This window comes from Streptomyces thioluteus (assembly GCF_039535865.1).
Genome location: NZ_BAAAXZ010000090.1, coordinates 1 through 22,555, shown reverse-complemented (window position 1 = coordinate 22,555; position 22,555 = coordinate 1). Strand labels below are relative to the sequence as shown.

The following is a 22,555-nucleotide window of genomic DNA, read 5'->3' as shown; positions in this document are numbered from 1 at the left end:
TTAGAACGCCGGACGGGCGGACGAGACGTACGAGACGAACGAACGGGACGGGCGGAACCGATGGACGTCATGCCCTTGCTGGCCCTGGTCGCGGGGAGCGCCGCCGTCGCGGGCGCCGCCCGCCGCACGCCGGTGTCCGCGCCACTGGCCCTGGTCGCCGTGGGGCTCGCCGTCTCCTACCTGCCCGGCGTGCCCGACTACACCCTGGACCCGCACGTCGTCCTGCCCCTCGTGCTGCCGCCGCTGCTGCACACCGCCGCGCTCGACAGCTCGTACCTCGACCTGCGGGCCAACGCGCGGCCGGTGGCGCTGCTCTCGGTCGGCTACGTGCTCTTCGCCACGCTCGCCGTCGGCGTCGTCGCCTTCCTGGTGGTCCCCGGGCTGCCCCTGACGGCGGCGCTCGTCCTCGGCGCGGTCGTCGCACCGCCGGACGCGGTCGCCGCCACCGCCGTCGCGCGCAGGCTGGGGCTGCCGTCCCGGATCACCACCATCCTCCAGGGCGAGTCGCTGGTGAACGACGCCACGGCCATCACCGCGTACAAGGTGGCCCTCGCGGCGGCCGTGGGCGAGGGCGCGACCTGGGCGGGCGGCGTACGGGAGTTCGCGGTCGCGGCGGTCGGCGGGGTCGGCGTCGGACTCGTCCTCATGGTGCCGCTGCACTGGCTGCGCACGCACCTGCGCGAGCCGTTGCTGCAGAACACCCTCTCGCTGCTCATCCCCTTCGTCGCCTACGGGGCCGCGGAACAGGCCGGCGCCTCCGGGGTGCTGGCCGTGGTCGTCGTCGGGCTCTACCTCGGACACCGGTCCTGGCAGGTCGACTTCGCGACCCGGCTCCAGGAGGCGGCGGTCTGGCGGGTCGTCTCCTTCCTCCTGGAATCCGCCGTGTTCGCCCTCATCGGGCTCCAACTGCGCGTCGTCCTCGGCGAGCTGGGCGCCTACGGGACCGCGGACGCGGCGCGGTACGCGGTCGTCGTCTTCCTCGCGGTGGTGGCCGCCCGCTTCGTCTGGGTCTATCCCGCCACGTTCCTGCCGCGGGTGCTGTCCGCGCGGATCCGCGAACGCGAACCGGACGTGACCGGGCGGGCGGCCTTCGTCGTCTCCTGGGCGGGGATGCGGGGGGTCGTCTCGCTGGCCATCGCCTTCTCGATCCCCGCGGAGGCCCCGGCCCGCAACCTGGTGCTCTTCCTCACCTTCACCACGGTGATCGGCACGCTGGTCGTCCAGGGGCTCAGCCTGCCGCCGCTGATCCGCGCGCTGCGGCTGCCCGGCCGCGACGCGCGGACCGCGACGCTCGCGGAGGCGCAGGCCCAGAGCGAGGCGTCCGCCGCGGCCGAGCGCCGGCTCGACGAACTCCTCGCCGACGAGCGCAACGCGCTGCCGCAGCCGCTCGCCGACCGGCTCCGCACGGTCCTGGAGCGGCGCCGCAACGCGGTGTGGGAGCGGCTGGGAGCCGTCCACGAGACGACGGGCGAGTCGGCGGACGACACGTACCGGCGGTTGACGCGGGAGGTCATCGGGGCGGAGCGGGCGGTGTTCGTGGCGCTGCGGGATGCGCGGCGGATCGACGACGAGATGCTGCGGGCGTTGCTGCGGCGGCTGGATCTGGAGGAGGCGGCGGCGTACCGGGAGGGCGAGGGGGAGTAGGCCCCGGTCCCACCCCAACCCTCTTCCGCAGGGGCTGCGCCCCTGCGCGACCCCCGTTGGCGCGCGGCGCGCACCGGGACCGCGCTCCGCGCGGTGGGCGGGGCTCCGCCCCTGCGCCCCGCCGGGGGCTCCGCCCCCTGGACCCCTGCCGGGGCGCAGCCCCTGGTCCCTCGTTGGGGGCTCCGCCCCGGACCCCGCAACCGCGCTCCGCGCGGGTTTGTCCTCAAACGCCGGACGGGCTGAAATGGCGCGCCCGCGCCTGAACCAGCCCGGGCGCGCAATCCAGCCCGTCTGGGGGTTGCCCCCTCCGGGGAGCTTGAGGACGAACGCGGCGCAGCCGCGTTGCGGGGGTCGGGGGCCCCGAACGGGGGCCAGGGGCGGAGCCCCGCTCCACCCGTGCGGAGCGCGGTGCCGGGGCGAGGGGCGGAGCCCCGGGAGAAACTGGGGGCACCTCCTGGGGGCACCCCCAGCGGTAGCTGGGGGAGGTAGCCGGGGGAGAAAGGGCGGGGTCGGGGCGGGAACCCTCTCGGCTACTCCGGCGCGCCCGTGATCACCGCCGCCACCGTCGTCCCGGCGGCGAACGCCCCCTCCTCCACCAGCGTCGTCAGACCGAACAGCGCCTTCGCCACGTACAGCCGCTCCAGCGGCACCCCGTGCCGCGCCGCGAAGTCGTCCGCGAAGGCGGTCAGCTCGGGGGAGACGCGCGCGTAGCCGCCGCCGTGGAAGCGGTCGTCCAGCAGCCAGTCGCCCCGCCGGCCGCCGAAGGCCTCCGTCTGGAGGCGGGTCACCTCGGCGGTCAGGAAGCCGCCCCGGAGCACGGGGAAGCCGATCGCCCGGCCGGCCCCGGCCAGCCCGGCGGCCAGGCCCGCGAGCGTGCCGCCGGTGCCGCAGGCGACGCCCACGACGTCGGCCGCGCCGCGCAGTTCCGCGCCGAGCGCCGCGCAGCCCCGGGCGGCCGCCGCGTTGCTGCCGCCCTCGGGGACGACGAAGCAGTCGTCGGCGCCGAGCGCGGACAGCACCGAGGGCTCCGTCTTGCGCCGGTACGTCGCGCGGTCCACGAAGCGCAGTTCCATGCCGTCGGCCGCGCAGCGGGCCAGGGACCGGTTGAGCGGCCGGCCGGCCAGCTCCTCGCCGCGGACGATCCCGACCGTGGCGAAACCGAGGAGCCGGCCGGCGGCGGCCGTGGCGCGCAGGTGGTTGGAGTAGGCGCCGCCGAAGGTGAGCAGGGTCCGCCGGCCGGAGGCAGCGGCGGCGAGCAGGTTGGGCTCCAGCTTGCGCCACTTGTTGCCGGGCAGCCGGGGGTGTATCAGGTCGTCCCGTTTGAGCAGCAGCCGGACGCCGCGCCGGGCGAACCGCTCGTCGGCCACCTCCTCGACGGGGGAGGGCAGCCGGGGGGCGGAGGGCGGCGAGGTCGGGCGGGGTCACCCGTCCATTGTCACGTGAGGCGGCCCGTCACTTGAGGCGGTCGCGGATCCGTTCCCGCAGCTCGTCCATGGCGAAGCCGCGGGGATCCACCTTCCCCGGCCGCCACTCGTGGTGGCCGATGACCGACCGCTCGCTCCACCCGTGGTGCCGGCAGACCGCGGCCGCCGCCCGCTCGACGGCCTCCAGCTGGGCCTCGGGCCATGGATCGCGGCCGTCCCCGAGGTTGACGCACTCGAAGCCGTAGAAGTGCGAGTTGCCGTCCGTGTCGGACTTCCGCACGGGCGGCAGCCGTTTCTCCGCGATCACGGCGCGCAGCACGTCCCCGTCGCCGCCGCCGGCGTGGTTGGCGCGCCCGGAGCCGACGAGGTGGACGCGGGCGTCCTTGGCGATGACGGCGTGGCACAGCGGGCCCGGCAGCACGGGGGTGCCGTTCCAGCAGAGCTTGACGGTGGTGTCGGTGCCCGCGGTCCGCGGTGTGGTGGACGACCACGCCGTGCACCGGGCCCCAGGGACCGTGCCCGGCGCGGCTGTGGGTGCGCCAGCCGGGAACTTCGACGACGCTGGAGTCCTCCGCCCGCAGGGCGGCGAGGAAGGCGTCCGCGGACATGGGTGCGGCCACGGTTCGCTCCTTGGCGCTCGGTGGCGCAAGCCCTGTCGCGTACGCCTGATTGGCCCCGTTGTACCGAAAAGTTCGCAGGTGATCCGCGCGTTCGGATATCGTGCGAGCCGATTCGGCCGCAGGCCGGAGCACGTACGTCCGTTCGGAAACAGAAAGCGCACCGCCCGTGGACTACCAGGCCGTCCTCGAAGAGGTCGCCGCGTTCGCCCGCCCGCTGGTCGGCCGCGGGCAGGCTGCCCAGTACATTCCGGCCCTCGCGGACGTGGACGCCGCCCAGTTCGGCATGGCGGTCGCCGATGTCGACGGCGGGGTGTACGGCGTCGGGGAGTGGCAGCGGCCGTTCTCCGTCCAGTCGATCTCCAAGGCGTTCGCCCTGGCGCTCGTCCTCGCCGAGGGCGGCAACAAGATCTGGGAGCGGGTGGGCACCGAACCGTCCGGAAACGCCTTCAACTCCTTGGTCCAGCTCGAATACGAGAACGGCATTCCACGCAATCCGTTCATCAACGCGGGCGCGCTCGTCGTCACCGACCGGCTCCAGACGCTGACCGGCGACGCCAGCACCACGATGCTGGACTTCCTGCGCGCCGAGAGCGGCAACCCGGACGTCGCCTTCGACCCGGCCGTCGCGAAGTCCGAGGCCGAGCACGGCGACCGCAACGCCGCGCTCGCCCACTTCATGGCCAGCTACGGCAACCTCGACAACCCCCGTCACCACGGTGCTGGAGCACTACTTCTGGCAGTGCTCCGTCGAGATGAGCTGCCGCGACCTCGCCGTCGCCGGCGGCTTCCTGGCCCGCCACGGGCTGCGCGCCGACGGCACCCGGCTGCTGCCGCGCCGCGAGTCGAAGCAGGTCAACGCCGTCATGCTGACCTGCGGCACCTACGACGCCGCCGGCGACTTCGCCTACCGGGTCGGCCTGCCGGGCAAGAGCGGCGTCGGCGGCGGCATCGTCGCCGTGATACCGGGCCGCTGCACGCTGTGCGTGTGGAGCCCCGGGCTGGACGCCCGGGGGAACTCCGTGGCCGGCGTCGCCGCGCTCGACCACTTCACGACGCTGACGGGCTGGTCGGTCTTCTGACCGGTGGCGCCGCGACGCCCTCCGGAGCATCGTTGGTCGGGACGGATCGCGAGGAGGAGGTGCGGTGACATGGAGCACGAGTTGCGCGCGGAGTACGCGGACGGCAGCTCACCCGGGGACGACGACCCCTCGGTCAGGACCTGGCACGTCGTCCGCGGCACGGATTCCACCGCCATGTGCGGCCGGGACCTGGACCCGGCCTCGGCGGTGCGTTCCGTGGACCTCTGGGGCACGGGCCAGGTGCCCATCTGCCACTCCTGCGGGGCGCTCTACCTGCGGGAGTCGCCGTAGTGACGTACCGGGAACGCCCCTCGGGCGCGGTGCCCGGGGCGGTGCTGTGGACGCGCGCGGACGCCGGTGTGAGCCCGTGCGCGTCCTGCCCGACGGCTGCGTGGACCTGATCTGGGCGGACGGACGGCTCGTCGTCGCCGGCCCCGACACGAGGGCCCATCTCGTACCGGCCGTCCCGGGCGCGCGGTACACCGGGGCTGCGCTTCGCCCCCGGCGCGGGACCGGCCGTGCTCGGCGTGCCCGCCCCACGAGCTGCGCGACCTGCGGGTGCCCCTGGAGGACCTGTGGCCGGGGCGGCGGCGTGCGGGCTCGTCGCCCAGCGGGTGGCGGAGGCGGGTGCGCCGGGACGGGCGCTGGAGGAGGCGGTGGGGACGGCGCCGGTGGATCCCTGGGCCACCGCGGTCGTCGCCTCCGCCCGCCGCGGCGAACCGGTGTCCGCGCTGGCCGCCCGGTCTGGGCGTCGGCGAACGGCAGCTGCACCGGCGGGCGTTGCGCTCCTTCGGTTACGGGCCGAAGACGCTGGCGCGGGTGCTGCGGATGGGGCGGGCGGTGGGACTGGCGCGCGACGGGGTGGCGTTCGCGGAGGTGGCGGCGGAGTGCGGGTACGCGGACCAGGCGCATCTGGCGCGGGAGGTACGGGGGTTGGCGGGGTGACGCTGGGGCGCGCTGACGCGGTGAGTGTGCCCGGACGGGCTGAACAGCCCGTCCGGCGTTTGAGGACTTCGCCCGGAGGGCGAATGGGGGTCCGGGGGTCTCCCCCGGAAGAAATGGTGAAAGGGCGGGCCAGGGGCGCTTCTACGCGCAGCGAACAGATCCACCGTGTTCCCGTCCGGATCGAGGACAACCGCATACCGCTGCCCCCACACCGCATCCCACGGCTTCAGGTGCCCCGCATACCCCTCCGCCACCAACTCCCCGTACACCCGGTCCACTTCCCCCGCGTCCGCACACGCGAACCCCAACGCCGCCCGCCCCGGACCCTTCGGCAGCTCCGGACCCGGGTCGAACGACGCGTGGACCTCGTCCGTGTCCCACAACAGCCGCAACCCGCCCGGCAGTTCGTACTCGGCGTGCGGCAGTTCATCGGCCGACGCCGGAATGTCCAGGCCCAGGCGGCGGTAGAAGGCGAGCGACGCGGCCATGTCCGCGACGACGAGACCGATGCAGTCGAAACGTGGTGTCATGCCGTCACCGTAGGCGGAAGCCGATCAACCGGTCTTGAACGAATCGGACACCTCCGGCAGGCACCCTCACGGGCAGTGGATGACCTGTCCGCCGTACGACAGGTTCCCGCCGAAGCCGAACAGGAGGACCGGCGCCCCGGGCTCCACCGTCCGCCGCTCGACGAGCTTGGACAGCGCCAGCGGAATGCTGGCCGCGGAGGTGTTGCCGGACTCGGTCACATCCGTGGCGATCACCGCGTTGACGGCGCCGGATCCGCCGTGCGACGGGCTCGATGATGCGCAGGTTCGCCTGGTGGAGGACGACCGCCGCCCAGTTCCTCCGGCGCGACCCGGCCCGCTCGCAGACCCGGCGGGCGATCGGCGGCAGCTGGGTGGTGGCCCAGCGGTAGACCGACTGGCCCTCTGGGCGAAGCGCGACGGCGTGCCCTCGATGCGGACGGCATGGCCCATCTCGGGCACCGAGCCCCAGACGACCGGGCCGATGCCGGGCTCGGCCGAGGCGGTGACGACGGCCGCGCCCGCCCCGTCGCCGACCAGGACGCAGGTGGAGCGGTCCGTCCAGTCGACCACATCGGTGAACTTCTCCACGCCGATGACCAGGGCGTTCCGCGCCGCTCCGGCCCGGATCGCATGGTCCGCGCTCGCCAGGGCGTGGGTGAAGCCGGCGCACACGACGTTGATGTCCATGACCGCGGGGGAGCCCAGGCCGAGCCGGGCGGCGACGCGCGCGGCCGTGTTGGGGCTGCGGTCCACGGCCGTGCAGGTGGCGACGAGGACGAGGTCGATGTCGTCGGGGGGACAGGCCGCTGTTGGCGAGCGCCTTGACGGCGGCCTCGGCCGCCATCGCGTCGACGGTCTCGCCGCGGTCCGCCACCCGTCGCGTGCGGATGCCCACCCGGGAGCGGATCCACTCGTCGCTGGTGTCGACCATTCCGGCCAGCTCGTCGTTGGTCAGCACCCTGGCGGGCTGGTAGTGGCCCATGGCCAGTACGCGAGACCCGGACATGGGGGTTCCTCCTGCTAGCCGGCGGTCCGAACCCCCAGTGTCGATGCCGCCCGACCTGATCACCGGTGCGAGATCCACCAATCTTCGGGCGCCATAACTGGCGCAATCCACAGGGCCCGGCCCACGGACTGGAATCCGCGGCTCCGGGCCCTGCCCCCGTGGGTCCGAAGACCCCGGTTCCGAAGACCCCGGATCCGGTGACGGCGGACCCGGTGATCGTGGATCCGTGATCAGCGCAGGGAGAGCGCCTTCCGGATGGTGGTGAAGAGCTCGGTCTGGTCCGTCACGCCGAGGACGCGCTCGGCCTGCGGCCCCTGGGCCGCGATGCGCACCTCGGTGCCGGTGTGCTCCTGGGACTTGCCCGGGGTGTTGGTCGAGTAGTTGACCTTGAGCTGCTGTCCCTCGTCGGTCACCAGCGTCGAGGACAGCCCGGGCGGGGTGGCCTCCAGCGGCACGATCTGGCTGGTGTGGCCGTGGTCGGCGGTGGTGACGACCAGGGTGTCCGGGTGCTGCGCCGCGTAGTCGCGGGCGACCTTCACGGCCCGGTCGAGGGCCGCGGTCTCGCCGATCTGCCCGCAGGGGTCGGCCGCGTGGTCGCGCTTGTCGATCGAGGCGCCCTCGACCTGGAGGAAGAAGCCGGCCTTCGCCGACTTGGCAGCCTTCTGCTTGCCCTCCAGCAGCCGCAGCGCCGTGCGGGTCTGCTCCTCCAGGCTCGGGGGTGCCGGCCTTGCGCTCCGGGTTGGCCGTCGAGCAGCGCTGCGGGGCGGTGCCGCCCACGGCCGCGGCCTTGCCCGTCCACTCGACCGGGACGTTGCCCGGGGCGAAGAGGCCGAGGACGGGCTTGCCGGCGCGCGCCGAGCCGAGGCCCTTGGCGTCCGTCACCACCCGGTATCCCAGCTTCTCCGCCTGCTGGGTGACGGTCAGGCCCTTGTACGGGCCCTCGGTGATCTTCTGGTCGAAGCGCTGCTTGCCGCCGCCCAGCAGCACGTCCACCTTGTGGTTGACGCTCTGCTCGGCGATCGAGCCCGGACCGCCCTTGGCGATCGTGTCGCTGGGGGCACTCCTTCATGTCGGCCGGGCCCTGGCAGCTGCGGTCGGTGGCGTGCGAGGCGAGGACGGCCGGGGTGGCGTCGGTGAGCTCGGCGGTGGTGACGCTGCCGGTGGCCAGCCCGTTGCGCTGGGCCAGCTCCAGGATGGTGGTCATCGGCTTGTCGGTGCCGGGGGTCTTCGATATCCGGCCGTTGACCGTCTTGTGGCCGGTCGCCCAGCCGGTGCCGCTGGCCGCCGAGTCGGTGACGTAGTCCGGCTTGCCGTTCTTGTCCACCGAGTACGTGGTGTAGGCGCCGGTCATGGGGAACTTGTCCATGTTCAGCCGGCCCGCGGCGCCCACCGTGGAGTCGCGGGCGAGGGTGATCTCCGAGTCGCCCATGCCGTCGCCGATCAGCAGGATGACGTTCTTGGCCTTCGCCGGGCCGTGCAGCTGCTTGGCGACGGACGCCCTGGCGCCGCCGTCCGTGCCCGCGCCGCCGTCGGACACGGCGGCCGCGGCCGGAACCGCGACACCGGCGACCAGCAGGGCGGCGGCACCCCAGGCGAGACGGCGCCCGCGACGGCCGTACGGACGAGAAGCCATGGTGATTTCCTTCCTCGTGGGCCGGACGGGCCCGGCCGGAGGAAGCTCACCAAGCGAGGGTGTACGGGAGGACAACCCCGGGTGAAGGGAGGGTCAGCGGGGGCTGTCCACCGCGGTGGGGGTGATCGGGGTCTGCGTGCCGGACGGCTGTGCGGGCGTCTGGACGGGCGCGGCCGGGGCCGGGTCGTCCTTCATCGCCTTGGCCTCGCTCTTGAGGATGCGCGCCGACTTGCCCAGGGCGCGCGCCATGTCGGGCAGCTTCTTCGACCCGAAGAGGACGACCAGGACGAGCACGACGACGAGGAGGTGCCAGGGTTCCAGGGCGTTGCGCAGCACGGCGTCCCACCTGCTTTCTCTGCGTTGTTCTCTGCGTTGTTCCGGCGGCGTCGCGCCGCGGCGGTCCTCCTCACCATACTTGCCAATTTGCGCAATCGGACAACCTAAGGTGAAGTCCCGTCGTCTCTGGGGATGAGAAGGGAAGCGGACGACGGGGCGGGGTGGCCGATGGGCTCGTACACGACCGGGTCGCGCGCATGAGCGGGGCGGACGGCCCGCGCGCCGCGCCGGCTGCGGCCGGCCGGTGCCGTGACCCTCGCGCTCCTGCTGCTGCTCGTGCTCGGCGCCGGCTGGATCGTCCTCGAACTCAACGGCAACATCAGCACGTTCGACGCCGACGGCATCGCCCGTGACCGCCCGGGCGCCGCGGCCGGGCAGAACGTCCTCGTGATCGGCTCCGACTCGCGCGCGGGCGGCAACCGCGCGCTCGGTGGCGGGACGGGCGACGTCGGCCGCTCCGACACGGCCTTCCTGCTGCACGTGTACGAGGACGGCGCGCACGCCACCGCCGTCTCCATCCCCCGCGACACTCTCCTGGAGATACCCCCGTGCAGACTGCCCGACGGCGGCTGGACGAGCACGCGGAGCCGGGCGATGTTCAACTCGGCCTTCACCGTGGGCGGTACGCCCGAGGGCAACCCCGCCTGCACCCAGAACACCGTGGAGAAGCTCACCGGCCTGCGCGTCGACCACACCGTCGTCGTCGACTTCGCCGGCTTCTCCGCCATGACGGACGCGGTGGGCGGGGTGGAGGTCTGCCTGCCCCAGGACGTCCGCCAGGGCGACCTCGACCCGAACCGCGGCTCGCCGGGCGAGGTGATCTTCCACAAGGGGCGGCAGACGGTCTCCGGCCGGAAGGCGCTGGACTACGTCCGGGTCCGGCACGGGATCGGGGACGGCTCCGACATAGGCCGCATACGGCGCCAGCAGGCGTTCATCGCATCCATGATCAAGAAGGTGCGCTCCCAGGGGCTCAACCCCACGACGCTCCTCCCGCTGGCCGACGCCGCGACGAAGTCGCTGACCGTGGATCCCGGGCTGGGCTCGGTCGACCGACTGCTGTCGTTCGCGATGTCGTTCAAGAACATCGACCTGCACGACATCACGTTCGTCACGATGCCCTGGCGGTACGAGGGGGACCGCGTGGCCGTCGTCCAGCCGGACGCGGACGTGCTGTGGGCGGCGCTGAAGGGGGACCGGCCGGCCGCCGGTGCCACGGGCGACGCCAAGCGGGCCGGCGGCCGCGTCGCCGTCACCGACGCGTCCGGCGTTCCGGGGCTCGCCGGCCGGGCGACCGCCCGGCTGAAGGAGCAGGGCTGGTCCGTCGCCGGGGTCCGCCCGGACGAGGGGCGCGCGGAGGGCACCACCGTGATCGAGTTCGGGCCGGGCCGCGCGGGGCAGGCGCGGGCCCTGGCCGGGCTCTTCCCCGGGGCGTTCGTCCGGGGCACCGCCGCGGAGGGCCTCTCCGTGACCCTCGGCCGGGACGCCGCGTCGGTCCCGGCACCGAGGGCGGAGCCGGCGAGCGCCGCGAGTGACGGGACGCGAGCGGCGGATGACAATCCCTGTTCCGGTCTCTCCTACGGGTGAGAGGCGGTTTCGAGGGGAACCGAGTGCCCGAATGGTCCGTTGTCGTAGTAAGCGCAGAGTAAGTTCAATGATCTTGATGAGTCACCGTTACGTCGCTTCCATCGCGTCCGTCGCGAGCCCGTCTCCGAGGAGTACCTCCATGTCCGCCATCCCCCGGGCGTTGCCCAGGCCGCTGCCGGCCCTTCTCGCAGGGCTCTTCGCGGCCCTGCTCGCCCTGGCCGGCACGGTGACCCTCGCCCCCGCCGCCCACGCGGCCTCCGGCCTGAACGCGGTGGCCGAGGGCCTGAAGAAGAGCCCGGTCTACGTCGACCCGCGGGCCGCGTCGCAGCTGCCGGCGGCGGACGCGGACGCGCTGGCGAAGAAGATCAAGGACGCGGGGAAGCCGGTGTTCGTGGCGGTGCTGCCGGACGTGGCGGAGTTCCCGCAGCAGACGCTGCTCAAGGACCTCCGCACCGAGGTCGGCATCACCGGCCTCTACGCCGTCCGCCTCGGCGACAAGTTCAACGCGGGCGCGGACGGCCGGGTCATGTCGCGGAGCGCGGTCCAGAACCTCGCCGGCGATGTGAAGCGCAACGACAACGCCAACGCGAAGACCGAGCTGAACGCGTTCGTGGACGGCGCCCTCAAGACCGCCAAGGGCCACGCCCCGAGCTCGTGGGGCGGCTCCTCCGACTCCGGCGACGGGTCCACCGCGCTGGTCGTCGGCGGCGTGGTCGTCGCCGCGGGCGCGGGCGGTGCGTACGCGCTCCACCGGCGCAACAAGAAGAAGCGCGAGGAGCGCGAGCGCGCCGAGCTGGACGCGCTGCGCGTCGTCGTGGACGAGGACATCACCGCCTTCGGCGAGGAGCTCGACCGGCTGGACTTCTCCCCGGGCGAGGCGGGCGCGACCGACGCCATGCGCAAGGACTACGAGCAGGCGCTCGACGCCTACGAGGAGGCCAAGTCCCGGATCGCGGCGGCGCAGCGGCCGCAGGAGGTCACGCCGGTGACCGAGTCGCTGGACAACGGCCGCTTCGCGCTGGCCACCCTGGCCGCCCGGCGCAGCGGCGCGCCGCTGCCCGAGCGCCGGCTGCCCTGCTTCTTCGACCCGCGGCACGGGCTGTCCGTCGCGGACGTGCAGTGGGCGCCCCCGGGCGGCGCGGTGCGCACGGTGCCCGCGTGCCAGGCGGACGCGACGCGGATCGCGGACGGGCTGGAGCCGGTGTCCCGCACGGTGCAGACGGACGCCGGCCCGCAGCCGTACTGGAACGCGGGCCCGGCGTACGGGCCCTGGGCGGGCGGCTACTTCGGCGGCGGGATCCTGCCGGCGATGCTCGTGGGCACGATGCTCGGCAGCATGATGAGCGGTCCCGCGTATGCGGCGGATCATTCGTTCGGGGGCGGGGACGCGGGGCCCGAGGGCGGCGACTACTCGGGCTCGGACTTCAACTCCGGTGACTTCGGTGGTGGCTGGGGCGATGGTGGGGGCGGGGGCGGTGACTTCGGGGGCGGCGACTGGTAATCCGGGCCCCCGGTAGCCCGCGGCCCGCAATGCGGCGAAGCCGCATTGCGGGCCGCGAGGCGCAGCCCCGGAGGAAACGGTAAAAGGGCGGGGCGGAAACCCTCCTCAGCCGCGCCCGCGCCGCCGCTCGTACCGCCGCCGCGCCACCACCAACCCCACCCCGTACACCACCAACACCCCCGCCAACAGCACATACGACACCGCCGGCAACCCCGTCATCGACAGCACCGGCCCCAGCGGGGACAACGGCAGCAGCAGGCCGACGACCGCCAGCGCCGCCGTCGCCAGCCGCAGAGCGCCCGGCACCCCCCGCCGCCCGCACCGCAGCAGCAGCATCACCATCGCCTGCGTCAGCAGGTTCTCCGTGAACCAACCGGCGTGGAACGCCGCCTCGTTCCCGCCGTGGCTCAGCACCAGGACGGCGAACGTCGCCACGTCCGCCGCGGCGTTCAGCAGGCCGAACGCCGTCACGAAGCGCAGCAGGTCGCGCGGGCGCAGCCGCGCCGGGCCGCGCAGCGCGTCGGCCGCCGGGCGGTCGAAGGCCAGCGCCAGCTGGGCCGCGTCGAAGAAGAGGTTCTGCACCAGCACCTGGGCCGGCAGCATCGGCAGGAACGGCAGCAGCAGCCCGGCCACCAGCATGGCGATGACGTTGCCGAAGTTCGACGAGAGCGTGATCCGCAGGTAGGCGGAGATGTTGCCGGTGCTGCGCCGGCCGGCGACCACCGCACGGTCCAGGGCGGTGAGGTCCTTGGACGCGAGCACGACGTCGGCCGTCTCCCGCGCGACGTCCACCCCGGCCCGCGGGCAGACGCCGACGTCCGCGTCGCGCAGCGCCGCCAGGTCGTTGACGCCGTCGCCGAGGAAACCCGTGGTGCGGCCCCCGGCCCGCAACGCCCGCACGACGCGGGCCTTGTGCTCGGGTGCGCAGCGGGCGAAGACCGTCGTCCGGGCGGCGAGCGGGGCCAACTCCTCGTCGGAGAGCCCGTCGAGCCGGTCCCCGGTGATCACTTCGCCCGGGGACAGGCCCAGTTCGCGGCAGACGCGGGCGGCCGTGCCGGGGTGGTCGCCGGTGAGCACCTTCACGTCGACGCCCCGGTCGGCGAGGACGGACAGCGCCTCCGCCGCCGTGGGGGCCACGGCGTCGCGGAGCGCCACGAAACCGGCGAAGTCCAGGCCGCGTTCGTCGGCCGGCCCGTACGCGTGCCCGCGCGCCGGGCGCTCGGCGCGGGCGACGGCCAGCACCCTCAGCCCGTCCGCCGCGAGCTCCCCGGCGCGCCGGAGCAGCCGTTCGCGCTCCGGCGCGTCGAGCGCGCAGCGCTCCAGCACCTCCTCCGGGGCGCCCTTGACGACCAGCAGGTGTGTGCCCGCGAGGGCGAAGCGGGGGTCCCCGGCCCGCCGGACGACGGCGGTGGACAGCGGGCGGCCGGGGGCGCAGGGGAGGGCGGCGACGCCCTCGTACTCCTCGGCGGCGTCCACCACGGCGTCCCCCGCCGCGTCGAGCACCCGCCTCGTCGAGGGCGTCGGGAACGGGCAGTTCGGCGAGCTGGAGCGTCCACAGGGCGTTGACGGCGGCCCAGTGCAGCACCTCGGGGTCGTCCGCGCCGTGCCCGTCCACGGCCCGGTCGAGGACGGGCCGGTCCTGGGTGAGGGTGCCCGTCTTGTCGACGCACAGTACCTCGACGGCGCCGAGGTCGTGCAGGGCGGGCAGGCGCCGCACGATGACCTCGCCGCCGCGGGCGAGGGCGGCGGCGCCGCGGGCCAGCGCGGCCGTGACGACGACGGGCAGCATCTCGGGCGTCAGCCCGACCGCCACGGCCACCGCGAACGGCAGCGTCTCCATCCCGCGCCCGCGCAGCAGCGCGCTCGCGCGAGCAGCACGAGCGGCGCGGTGAGCAGCATGAACCGGACGAGCGTCCAGGCGATGCCGTTGACGGAGCGGTCGAACGGCGAGGTCCGCCGCTCCCGCGCCCCGGCCCCGGCGCCCGGGAGCGCGCCGGACAGCCGGGTCGCGCCGCCCGTGGCGACGACGACCCCGGTGGCGGTGCCGGAGACGACGCTGCTGCCCTGGAGACAGAGGTGCTCGTGCTCCTCGGCCGCGCCCTCCGCCAGGTCCGGGACCCGCTTGCCCACCGGCGCCGACTCGCCCGTCAGGGCCGCCTCGTGGACCGTCAGCCCGGTCGCCCGCAGCAGGCGCAGGTCCGCCGGTACGAGATCGCCGGGGCCGAGGACGACGACGTCGCCGGGGACGAGCTCCTCCACGGGGAGTTCGCGGTGGACCGGCGGCGCGTCCGGCGCGGGGCGGCGGCGGACCGTCGCCGTCGTCGCGATCAGTTCGCGCAGCGACGCCGCCGCGCGGTCGGCGCGGTGCTCGCCCGCGGTCCGCAGCGCGCAGCTGACCAGGACGAGGACGGTGATGACGCAGGCCGTGCCCCAGGAGGCCAGGGCCGCCGAGACCAGCCCCAGGCACAGCAGGACGGCGGTGAACGGGTCGCGCAGACCCCGGCCGAAGCGGCGCAGCCGGCCCGTCGGGCGCCGGCCGGGCAGGACGTTCCCGCCGTGCCGTACGAGCCGGTGCTCCGCCTCGTCCTCGGTCAGTCCGCGCGGGCCGCTCCCCAGCTCCCGCAGCGCTTGAAGGGTGGAGCCGGCCTGGCCGCCCTCAGGCGCCCAGGCCACGGAGGCGTCCGGAACCGGAGCCGGTCCGGGACCGGGGAACGGAGTCGGCCTGGCGGTCGGCGAGCTGGCCGACCATGAGGCGGACGATGGTCACCACGTGCGGGTCGTCCACCAGGTAGACCACCCGGCGGCCCTCGCGCCGCGACCGCACCAGGCCCGCGAGCTTGAGCTTCGCCAGGTGCTGGCTGATCGCCGGCAGCGCGCCGCCGACCCGTTCGGCCAGGCCGCTCACGTCGCTCTCGCCCTGGGCCAGGGCCCAGACCAGGTGCAGCCGGGCGGGCGAGGCGAGCAGGCCGAACGCGGGCCGCGGCCTCGTGGAGCACGTCCGCCGACGGGTCGGCGCCCTGTTCGACGATGCTCTCGAATCTGCCGACGCCTGCCGCCACTGTCGCTCTCCCGTCCCGGCGGGCGTCGTCGCGCCCGCGCGGGGACCAGTCTAGGCAACGCCTCGGCAAAGTCCCCGGGGCGTGCTCGGCGGCGCCTATGCGATGGGGCCTGGGCGATGGGGCTATGCGATGGGCTTGTCGCCCAGCGACGTCAGCAGCGTACGCAGCGACCCGGCGAGCCGGTCGGATTCGTCGCGGCCGAGGACGTCCAGCAGCCGCGCGGAGTTCGCCGAGTGCAGGACGATCAGTTCGTCGATGAGGGCGTGACCCCGCTCGGTGAGACGGATGCGCACCGTGCGGCGGTCGGTGGTGTCGCGCACACCGCTCCACCAGGCCCTTGGCCTCCATCCGGTCCACGCGGTTGGTGATCGCCCCCGAGGTGACCAGGGCCGCGCTGGTGATGGCGCCGGCGGTCCGCTCGTAGGGCGGGCCGCAGCGGCGGAGAGTGGAGAGTACGTCGAACTCCCAGCTCTCGAGGTCGTGTTGGGCGAAGAACGCCTTCATCTCCTTCTCCAGCAGCCGGGAGAGCCGCTGGACCCGGCCGATCACCGTCGTCGGCCAGACGTCCACGTCGGGCCGCTCGCGGGCCCACTGCTCGACCACGCTGTCCACCGCGTCCTGCGCCATGGCGATTCCCCTCTCCGTTGAAAATCTCAACGTTCAGATACTTGACGTTCGGTTGGTCCGCTGCTGTTATTTCATGTTGAGATTATCAATCAGGGGGAAACTTCATGAGCACCACCGCACCCGCACCCACGGTCCGGCACGGATCGCCCGCCGGTGACGCCACCGGTCCGGCCTCGAACCTCCGCGACCTGTTCCTGACCGCGCTCGCCCCCGCCAGCTGGGCCACCGTCTACGCGGTGACCGCCGCGCTCCTCCCCGACGGCCGCCCGCTGCTCGCGGCGACCCTGCGTGCCCTGCCCGCCGGACTGGTCCTGCTGGCCGTCAACCGACGCCTCCCGCACGGGGTCTGGTGGTGGCGGTCCCTGGTGCTCGCCGTCCTCAACTTCGCGGCGTTCCTCCCGCTGATCTTCTTCGCCGCCTACCGGCTGCCCGGCGGAGTGGCCGCCACGATCGGCGCCGTCCAGCCGCTGCTGGTCGCCGGGTTCTCGCTGCTGGTCCTGCGGGCGCGCACCGCACCGCCGGTCCTGCTCGCGGCGCTCGCCGGCGTCGGGGGAGTGGCGCTGATGACCCTCACCGGCAACGCCGCCCTCGACCCGCTCGGCGTGACGGCCTCGGTGACCGCCGTGGCGCTCGTCGCCCTGTCCATCGTGCTCACCAAGAAGTGGGGCGGCGGGGCGAGCCCCGTGGTCATGACCGGCTGGCAGCTGACCATCGCCGGGCTGCTCCTCGCCCCGTTCACCCTGGCCTTCGAGGGCCTGCCGTCCCACCTCACCGGCGCCAACGTCCTCGGCTACGCCTACATCGGCGTCGTCGCCACCGCCGTCGCCTACCCCCTCTTCTTCCGCGGCATCGGCCGCCTCGCGCCGACGTCCGTCTCGCTGCTGAGCCTGGTCGGCCCGCCGGTGGCGGCGGTCGTCGGGGTGGTGGCGATGGACCAGACGCTGACGGTCTGGCAGGTGGCCGGACTCGTCGTCGCCCTGGGGGCGGTGGTCGCGGGACAGACGCTGGGACGACGGGGCTGACGTCCGGACCGGACGGCCGCCACGGGGCTGCGCCCCCGGGGCGGCCCGCGGTCGCGTCCGTCCCCCTCAACCGACCGGCGAAGCAGGCCGGATGCCGCCCGCCGGCCGCGCCGAGTGCCGCCGCCCGAAGGCCGTCCGCGCCGGGGCCGTACGCGCGGGCGACCGCGAACTCGCCGAGGCCCGGGCCGTGGTCCACGGCCGCCCACGTGAGGTACTGCCACTGATGGCGGCGGCCGCGGCGGCCAACTGCCGCCATTCCGCCCGGGGATGGCGTACGGCGCGGAACGCCCGGAGCCACCGCCCCCGGTACGGCGCACGGTCCGCGCGACGGGCACGGCGCGGCTCGTGAACGACCCTCCCGACGCCCCCGCGAACCCCCTGCGTACACTCGATGGCCGCTTCCGGCCGAACTGGCCGGACGGGCACCACTGAACAACGGGGAAGACCTTGCGCACCATCAAGAAGACCGCGCTCGCCGCCATGGCCGCGTTCACCGCCCTGACGCTGACCGCCTGCGACGGTTCGTCGGACGACGGCAAGAAGTCCGGCGCGGCGAAGGCGGACAACATGAAGTCCGAGAAGCTCAAGGCCGGGCAGCCCGCCTCCGAGGAGCAGGAACTGGGGACGGACAAGCAGACGGGCAAGTTCACCGTCACCGGGCAGCGCGTCGTGATGGGCAAGCCCGAGGACCTCAAGGGCGACAAGGAGGACGCGAAGAAGTACGCGGGCAAGACCGTCGCGTACGTCTACCTCAGCGCCAAGCTGAGCGGCGGCGACGCGCCCATGAAGCCGCCCATGCTGATCACCAACGTCAGCGCCCTGACCGAGGGCGGCGTGCCCGCGACCCGTCTCATGGTCATCGGCAACCTCCCCGGCACCCCGTCCGACTGCGCGGGCCAGGACTTCGACAAGGTCTGGAAGAAGGACGAGGAGCGCACGTTCTGCCAGCCCGTCGTGATCCCGCAGAGCAGCAAGGTCACCCACATCACCTTCCAGCGCGGCTACTACAAGGAGCCGCTGAAGTGGGCCCTGGACAAGTGATCCGGGGAGGAACGATCCGGCGGGCATGACGACGGCCCTGTGCCCGGTGGGAACCGGGGCACAGGGCCGCTGAGAAGGCCTTACGCCTTCTTGGTCTCCCAGAAGATGCGGTCGATCTCGGCGATGAGCTCCAGCGCCTTCTCGCCCGTCTTCGGGTCCGTCGACGCCTTGGCGGCGCTCAGGGCCTTCAGGGTGTCATTGACCAGCTGGTGCAGCTGGGGGTACTTCTCGAAGTGCGGGGCCTTGAAGTAGTCGCTCCAGAGCACCGAGACGTGGTGCTTGGCCAGCTCCGCGCGCTGCTCCTTGATGATGGTGGCGCGGGCACGGAAGTGGGGGTCCTCGTTGGCCTGGTACTTCTCCTGGACGGCCTTGACCGACTCCGCCTCGATGCGGGCCTGGGCCGGGTCGTACACGCCGCACGGGAGGTCGCAGTGGGCGCTGACCTTCACCTTGGGGGCGAACAGTCGGGAAAGCATAGTGGTGCTGTCCTTCCTCGTGATCGTCTTCTCAGGTGCGAGATTACTCGGTGCGGGAAGGCTTTTCCCGGGCGCCCCGGGGGGGCCTAGGACAAAAGGCGGGTGTCAGGCTGGAGCGGGAACGACCGACCGGGAGTGAGGTGCCGAGGTGCAGGACCGACTGGACGAACGCGGGACGGGGCTGGACCGCGAGCGTCGCGGACTGCTGCGGATCGGGCTGGCCGAGGTCTACAACCCGTCGATGGTCCCGACCCTGAACCCGGGCGACCAACTGGTCGTCCAGTACGGCGCGGGCGTCCGGCCGGGGGACGTGGTGGTGCTGCGGCATCCGTTCCGGCAGGACCTGCTGATCGTCAAGCGCGCCGTGGAACGGCGCGACGGCGGCTGGTGGGTGACCGGGGACAACCCCCTGGTCGAGAACGACAGCCGGGAGTTCGGGGCGGTGCCCGACGAACTCGTCGTGGCCCGGGCCTGGGTGCGGCTGCGGCCGCCGCCGCAGTCCGGTCAGCGCTCGGCGGGGGCGCTGCTGTCCTGGCTGGCGTCGGCCGTGCGGCCGGTGCGCTCCTCGGGGCTGCTGGGACCGGCGCTCTCGCGGCGCTTGCGGGCCCGGTAGGCGGCGACGTTCGCCCGGGTGGCGCAGCGGTCGGAGCAGTAGCGGCGCGAGCGGTTGGTCGAGGTGTCGAGGTAGGCGTTGCGGCACGGCGCGGCCTGGCAGATGCCCAGCCGGTCCACGCCCAGTTCGGTGAGGTGCACGGCCAGGCCCATGCAGGCCGTCGCCGTGTAGCCCGCCCCGGAGTTGGCGGCGTGGTCGGCGATGTGCATGTGCCACAGGGGGCGGCCGTCCTCGTCGCGGTGGCGGTGCCCGGAGATCTGCGGGCTGACGGGGAACTCCATCAGCAGCGCGTTGAGCAGGTCCACGGCCCGTACCTCGTCGCCCTCGGCCGCCGCCTCGAAGACGGCGCGCAGCCGGGTGCGGACGCCGCGCAGCCGGGTGACGTCGCCGTCCGTGAGCCGGCGGGCCAGCTGCGAGCCGGGGTCGAACAGGACGGTACGGGCCGTTTCCACCGAGGTCAGGGTGTCGGTGCCGCGTACCGGTTCTTCGGAGTTGACCAGGCGGACGGCGTAGTCCGAGTAGGAGGACAGTTCCACGTGGGGGTCCTTCTGCGGTCGGCCCTGGGGTGCCGGGCGCGAAGCGGTAATGGATGTCGTTCTGCGTAGGCTATTACACCGGTCGGGAGGGAACGAAGGACGGCGGTGTCCGGACCTCTCGTCCGTACACCGCCGTCCCGGGTGACTCGGGCGTCACAGCACCTTCGACAGGAACGACTTGGTGCGTTCGTGCTGCGGGTTCGTCAGGATGTCCCGCGGGTTGCCGGCCTCGACGACCACGCCGTTGTCCATGAACACCAGCGAGTCGCCGACCTCCCGCGCGAAGCCCATCTCGTGCGTGACGACGATCATCGTCATGCCCTCCTCCGCGAGCGAGCGCATCACGTCGAGCACGTCGCCCACCAGCTCCGGGTCGAGCGCCGAGGTCGGCTCGTCGAAGAGCATCAGCTTGGGCTGCATGGCCAGCGCCCGCGCGATGGCCACCCGCTGCTGCTGGCCGCCGGAGAGCTGGGACGGGTAGTTGCCCGCCTTGTCGGCCAGGCCGACGCGGTCGAGCAGCTTCAGCGCCCGCTCCCTGGCGACCGACTTGGTCTCGCGCTTGACCTGGACCGGCGCCTCCATCCCTGATCTTCGCAGGGAACCCCGGCCTTCAGGCCTGGAGGGAATACGATCCTGAGCGGCGCGCTGCCACATCGCTCCGCAAGGCTCCCCGGTCAGGCCGGACGCTTCTGGTTCTCGATGTAGTCCTGCACCGCCTGGAGCGGTGCGCCGCCGCAGGATCTGGCAAAGTACGAGCCGGACCAGAAGCGGCCGTGTACTGTGGCCCGATTCACGCGGCCTGTGAACTCGGCGCGCAGATACCGGGAACTGACGCCCTTGAGGCTATTCACCAGATTCGAGAGCGCGACCTTCGGTGGGTAGTGCACCAGCAGGTGGACATGATCCTCTCCGCCGTTGAACTCGATGAGGTCCGTGCCGAAGTCGGTGCACACGTTCCGCATGATCTCTTCGCAACGCGTCAGCATCTCGTCATTGAAGACGTTCCGCCGGTACTTGGTGACAAACACCAAATGCGCATGCAGGTGGTAGACGACGCGACGGCCGCGCCGTACGCACGAATTTGGCTCCCAGCGTGGTGACATGAACCAAGTGTAGTAGGATCGAGCGAAGCTCGAACCGAAGGGGGTGGGCCGGGTGATCCGTACGTACAAGTTCCTCATGAGGCCCACCGTGGGCCAGGCGATCGCGCTCCGCGGGATGCTGGCCGATCACTGCTCCCTCTACAACGGTGCGTTGCAGGAGCGCCGGGACGCCTACCGGCACGCCTCGAAGACAAGCGTCACGTACGGGCAGCAGTCCGCCCAGCTCAAGGACATCCGGGCATTCGACCCCGAGCGTCAGGGTCGCTGGTCGTTCTCCAGCCAACAGGCGACGCTGCGCCGCCTGGACAAGGCGTTCGCCGCGTTCTTCCGCCGGGCCAAGGCCGGGGGAGAAGCCGGGCTATCCCCCGTGTTCGGGGCGTGAACTGGTTCGGCACGGTCGATTTCCCCAGGGACGGGGACGGCTGCCGCTGGGACTCCACCCCACGCGACCCCGTCACCCGGGTCCGCTTCCAGGGCGTGGGGCACGTCAAGGTCAACCAGCACCGGCCGGTGGTCGGCAGGGTCAAGACCGTCTCGGTAAAGCGCGAGGGCTGCAAGTGGTTCGTCGTGCTGACCGCCGAGCAGGTGCAGCCCGAGCCCCTGCCCAAGACGGGTTCTGTGGTCGGGATCGACCTCGGCATAGCCTCGTTCCTCACCGTTTCCAACGGTGAGCACGTCGGGAACCCACGTCACGCCCATAAGGCCGCCGTGAGGCTGGAGGCCGCGCAGCGGGCGTTGAGCCGCTTCCCGCACCGCAGGGCCAAGGACCGCACTCGCAATCACCAGCGGGCCGCCATGAAGGTCGCGGTCCTGCACGGCAAGGTGCGCCGCCAGCGGCTCGACCACGCGCACAAGATCGCGCTCGGACTGGTCCGTGAGCACGACTTCATCGCGCACGAAGACCTCAAGGTCCGCAACATGAGCACGGCCCCCGCCCCCAGACCCGACCCCGGGACACCAGGCGCGTTTCTGCCCAACGGAGCCGCCGCGAAGGCCGGGCTCAACCGCTCAATAGCTGACGCCGGTTGGGGGGTGTTCCTGATGATCCTGCACGCCAAGGCTGAAAGCGCCGGACGGGAAGTGATTGCCGTGGACCCCCGCAACACCTCCCGCGAGTGTCCCGAATGCGGGCACGTTGTGAAGGAGAACCGGCCCACACAGGAGAAGTTCCACTGCGTCTCGTGCGGTCACCGGGCACACGCCGACGTTGTCGGAGCAACTAACGTTCTACGGGCCGGGCTGGTCCGTCGCGACGTCAACTGGACCTAGCGAGAAGCCACCCCGTTTACGGGGTGGAGGAGTCACGACGTTCTCCACGGCCGTGTGCGAGAAGAGGTTGAAGCGCTGGAAGGCCATGCCGATGTCCCGGCGCTGGGCGGAGACCTTGCGGTCCTTCAGCTCGTAGAGCTTGTTGCCCTGCTGGCGGTAGCCAACCAGCCCGCCGTCCACGTACAGCCGGCCGAACCCGGCGCCTCAATGGATGCAAGAGTTGGGTTACCGGAATCCCCACCGGCAGCTCGGCAAGCCGAAACGGTCCGCCGAACGAACCAACAGGCCATCGCGAAAGATCGAGGCGAGAAACTCTTGATCAACTAGCGTTGGAGGTAATCACCCTGGTCGCTGCATTCCTACTGTCAGTCGGCTCGCGCAAGCAGCCGCCAGAGACTGCTCAGTACTCGACCGGCGAGGGGCTGCATGAGCACCTTCGAGACGGAAAGGTAGAACGGTGTTCGTCAGAGATGCCCCCCCCAGATCCGTTCCGGGGGGGCATCA

The 22,555-nt window shown here is 72.8% G+C and carries 16 protein-coding genes and 11 pseudogenes; 12 read left to right on the top strand and 15 right to left on the bottom strand.

Features of this window, described 5'->3' with window-relative positions:
* Positions 1-60 precede the first annotated feature (60 nt).
* On the top strand, positions 61-1,644 hold the full coding sequence (locus ABD794_RS11805) for a Na+/H+ antiporter (RefSeq protein WP_344962967.1): 1,584 nt from the start codon (positions 61-63) through the stop codon (positions 1,642-1,644).
* 530 nt (positions 1,645-2,174) lie between these two features.
* Here ABD794_RS11805 and ABD794_RS11800 read toward each other — a convergent pair.
* On the bottom strand, positions 2,175-3,011 hold the full coding sequence (locus tag ABD794_RS11800) for a 1-aminocyclopropane-1-carboxylate deaminase/D-cysteine desulfhydrase (RefSeq protein WP_344962965.1): 837 nt from the start codon (positions 3,009-3,011) through the stop codon (positions 2,175-2,177).
* An 85-nt stretch (positions 3,012-3,096) separates the two neighbouring features.
* Positions 3,097-3,676: pseudogene (locus tag ABD794_RS11795) on the bottom strand (N-acetylmuramoyl-L-alanine amidase).
* Between the two features lie 178 nt (positions 3,677-3,854).
* On the opposite strand from ABD794_RS11795, the pseudogene ABD794_RS11790 reads away from it, so the two are divergent.
* The 3 genes and pseudogenes from ABD794_RS11790 (at position 3,855) to ABD794_RS11780 (ending at position 5,712) form a co-directional block, all read left to right on the top strand.
* Positions 3,855-4,767: pseudogene (locus tag ABD794_RS11790) on the top strand (glutaminase).
* Positions 4,768-4,836: 69 nt separating this feature from the next.
* Entirely contained in the window at positions 4,837-5,058 is a 222-nt protein-coding gene (locus ABD794_RS11785; RefSeq protein ID WP_344962962.1) for a hypothetical protein, read from the top strand.
* Positions 5,025-5,712: pseudogene (locus tag ABD794_RS11780) on the top strand (helix-turn-helix domain-containing protein). Before ABD794_RS11785 ends, ABD794_RS11780 begins: the two are co-directional and overlap by 34 nt.
* A gap of 170 nt (positions 5,713-5,882) precedes the next feature.
* On the opposite strand, the pseudogene ABD794_RS11775 reads toward ABD794_RS11780, so the two are convergent.
* From ABD794_RS11775 to tatA, 4 genes and pseudogenes are all read right to left on the bottom strand, one after another.
* Positions 5,883-6,242, bottom strand: a pseudogene (locus ABD794_RS11775) (VOC family protein); the annotation flags it as partial.
* A 66-nt stretch (positions 6,243-6,308) separates the two neighbouring features.
* Positions 6,309-7,248 (bottom strand): annotated as a pseudogene (locus ABD794_RS11770) (beta-ketoacyl-ACP synthase III).
* A gap of 230 nt (positions 7,249-7,478) precedes the next feature.
* Positions 7,479-8,881, bottom strand: a pseudogene (locus ABD794_RS11765) (alkaline phosphatase).
* A gap of 93 nt (positions 8,882-8,974) precedes the next feature.
* Positions 8,975-9,217 carry a Sec-independent protein translocase subunit TatA gene (tatA, locus tag ABD794_RS11760; protein WP_344962960.1) on the bottom strand — a complete coding sequence of 81 codons (243 nt, stop codon included), beginning with the start codon at positions 9,215-9,217 and terminating at the stop codon, positions 8,975-8,977.
* Positions 9,218-9,466: 249 nt separating this feature from the next.
* Here tatA and ABD794_RS11755 point away from each other — a divergent pair, with 249 nt between their 5' ends.
* Together ABD794_RS11755 and ABD794_RS11750 are read left to right on the top strand one after the other, a co-directional pair.
* Entirely contained in the window at positions 9,467-10,804 is a 1,338-nt protein-coding gene (locus ABD794_RS11755) for an LCP family protein (RefSeq protein WP_344962958.1), read from the top strand.
* Between the two features lie 139 nt (positions 10,805-10,943).
* Positions 10,944-12,305: a hypothetical protein gene (locus ABD794_RS11750; RefSeq protein ID WP_344962956.1), complete on the top strand. Its 1,362-nt coding sequence runs from the start codon at positions 10,944-10,946 to the stop codon at positions 12,303-12,305.
* 105 nt (positions 12,306-12,410) lie between these two features.
* On the opposite strand, the pseudogene mgtA reads toward ABD794_RS11750, so the two are convergent.
* The 4 genes and pseudogenes from mgtA to ABD794_RS11730 form a co-directional block, all read right to left on the bottom strand.
* A pseudogene (gene mgtA, locus ABD794_RS11745) lies at positions 12,411-14,978 on the bottom strand (magnesium-translocating P-type ATPase).
* Positions 14,962-15,334 (bottom strand): annotated as a pseudogene (locus ABD794_RS11740) (ArsR/SmtB family transcription factor). Before ABD794_RS11740 ends, mgtA begins: the two co-directional pseudogenes overlap by 17 nt.
* A 152-nt stretch (positions 15,335-15,486) precedes the next feature.
* Positions 15,487-15,684 (bottom strand): hypothetical protein, encoded by a 198-nt coding sequence (locus tag ABD794_RS11735; RefSeq protein ID WP_344962976.1) that lies wholly within the window; start codon positions 15,682-15,684, stop codon positions 15,487-15,489.
* A gap of 43 nt (positions 15,685-15,727) precedes the next feature.
* Positions 15,728-15,868 (bottom strand): annotated as a pseudogene (locus tag ABD794_RS11730) (MarR family transcriptional regulator); the annotation flags it as partial.
* A 227-nt stretch (positions 15,869-16,095) separates the two neighbouring features.
* Here ABD794_RS11730 and ABD794_RS11725 point away from each other — a divergent pair.
* The 3 genes from ABD794_RS11725 to ABD794_RS11715 all read left to right on the top strand — a co-directional run bounded on the left by ABD794_RS11725 (position 16,096) and on the right by ABD794_RS11715 (position 18,054).
* Positions 16,096-17,013: an EamA family transporter gene (locus ABD794_RS11725; RefSeq protein ID WP_344962954.1), complete on the top strand. Its 918-nt coding sequence runs from the start codon at positions 16,096-16,098 to the stop codon at positions 17,011-17,013.
* Positions 17,014-17,104: 91 nt separating this feature from the next.
* On the top strand, positions 17,105-17,362 hold the full coding sequence (locus ABD794_RS11720; protein WP_344962952.1) for a hypothetical protein: 258 nt from the start codon (positions 17,105-17,107) through the stop codon (positions 17,360-17,362).
* Positions 17,363-17,460: 98 nt separating this feature from the next.
* Positions 17,461-18,054, top strand: a complete 594-nt coding sequence (locus ABD794_RS11715) for a tautomerase family protein (RefSeq protein ID WP_344962950.1) — start codon at positions 17,461-17,463, stop codon at positions 18,052-18,054.
* Positions 18,055-18,134: 80 nt separating this feature from the next.
* Here ABD794_RS11715 and sodN read toward each other — a convergent pair whose 3' ends face one another.
* The gene (gene sodN, locus ABD794_RS11710; RefSeq protein WP_004937667.1) at positions 18,135-18,530 is read right to left on the bottom strand and encodes a superoxide dismutase, Ni; all 396 of its coding nucleotides are present in this window, start codon (positions 18,528-18,530) and stop codon (positions 18,135-18,137) included.
* Positions 18,531-18,678: 148 nt separating this feature from the next.
* Here sodN and sodX point away from each other — a divergent pair, with 148 nt between their 5' ends.
* Positions 18,679-19,143: a nickel-type superoxide dismutase maturation protease gene (gene sodX, locus ABD794_RS11705; protein WP_344962948.1), complete on the top strand. Its 465-nt coding sequence runs from the start codon at positions 18,679-18,681 to the stop codon at positions 19,141-19,143.
* On the opposite strand, the gene ABD794_RS11700 is transcribed toward sodX, so the two are convergent.
* The 3 genes and pseudogenes from ABD794_RS11700 to tnpA form a co-directional block, all read right to left on the bottom strand.
* Positions 19,035-19,679: a CGNR zinc finger domain-containing protein gene (locus ABD794_RS11700; protein WP_344962946.1), complete on the bottom strand. Its 645-nt coding sequence runs from the start codon at positions 19,677-19,679 to the stop codon at positions 19,035-19,037. The genes sodX and ABD794_RS11700 overlap by 109 nt on opposite strands.
* Positions 19,680-19,832: 153 nt before the next feature.
* A pseudogene (locus ABD794_RS11695) lies at positions 19,833-20,261 on the bottom strand (amino acid ABC transporter ATP-binding protein); the annotation flags it as partial.
* Between the two features lie 92 nt (positions 20,262-20,353).
* Entirely contained in the window at positions 20,354-20,782 is a 429-nt protein-coding gene (gene tnpA / locus ABD794_RS11690; protein WP_344962944.1) for an IS200/IS605 family transposase, read from the bottom strand.
* A gap of 76 nt (positions 20,783-20,858) precedes the next feature.
* On the opposite strand from tnpA, the gene ABD794_RS18890 reads away from it, so the two are divergent.
* Positions 20,859-21,164, top strand: coding sequence for a hypothetical protein (locus tag ABD794_RS18890; RefSeq protein WP_425586000.1), 306 nt, complete (start codon positions 20,859-20,861; stop codon positions 21,162-21,164).
* Positions 21,161-22,051: an RNA-guided endonuclease InsQ/TnpB family protein gene (locus tag ABD794_RS11685; RefSeq protein WP_425585999.1), complete on the top strand. Its 891-nt coding sequence runs from the start codon at positions 21,161-21,163 to the stop codon at positions 22,049-22,051. The genes ABD794_RS18890 and ABD794_RS11685 overlap by 4 nt, the downstream gene beginning before the upstream one ends.
* 9 nt (positions 22,052-22,060) lie before the next feature.
* Here the strand turns inward: ABD794_RS11685 and ABD794_RS11680 are convergent.
* Positions 22,061-22,243 (bottom strand): annotated as a pseudogene (locus ABD794_RS11680) (ectoine/hydroxyectoine ABC transporter ATP-binding protein EhuA); the annotation flags it as partial.
* Positions 22,244-22,555: the final 312 nt, after the last annotated feature.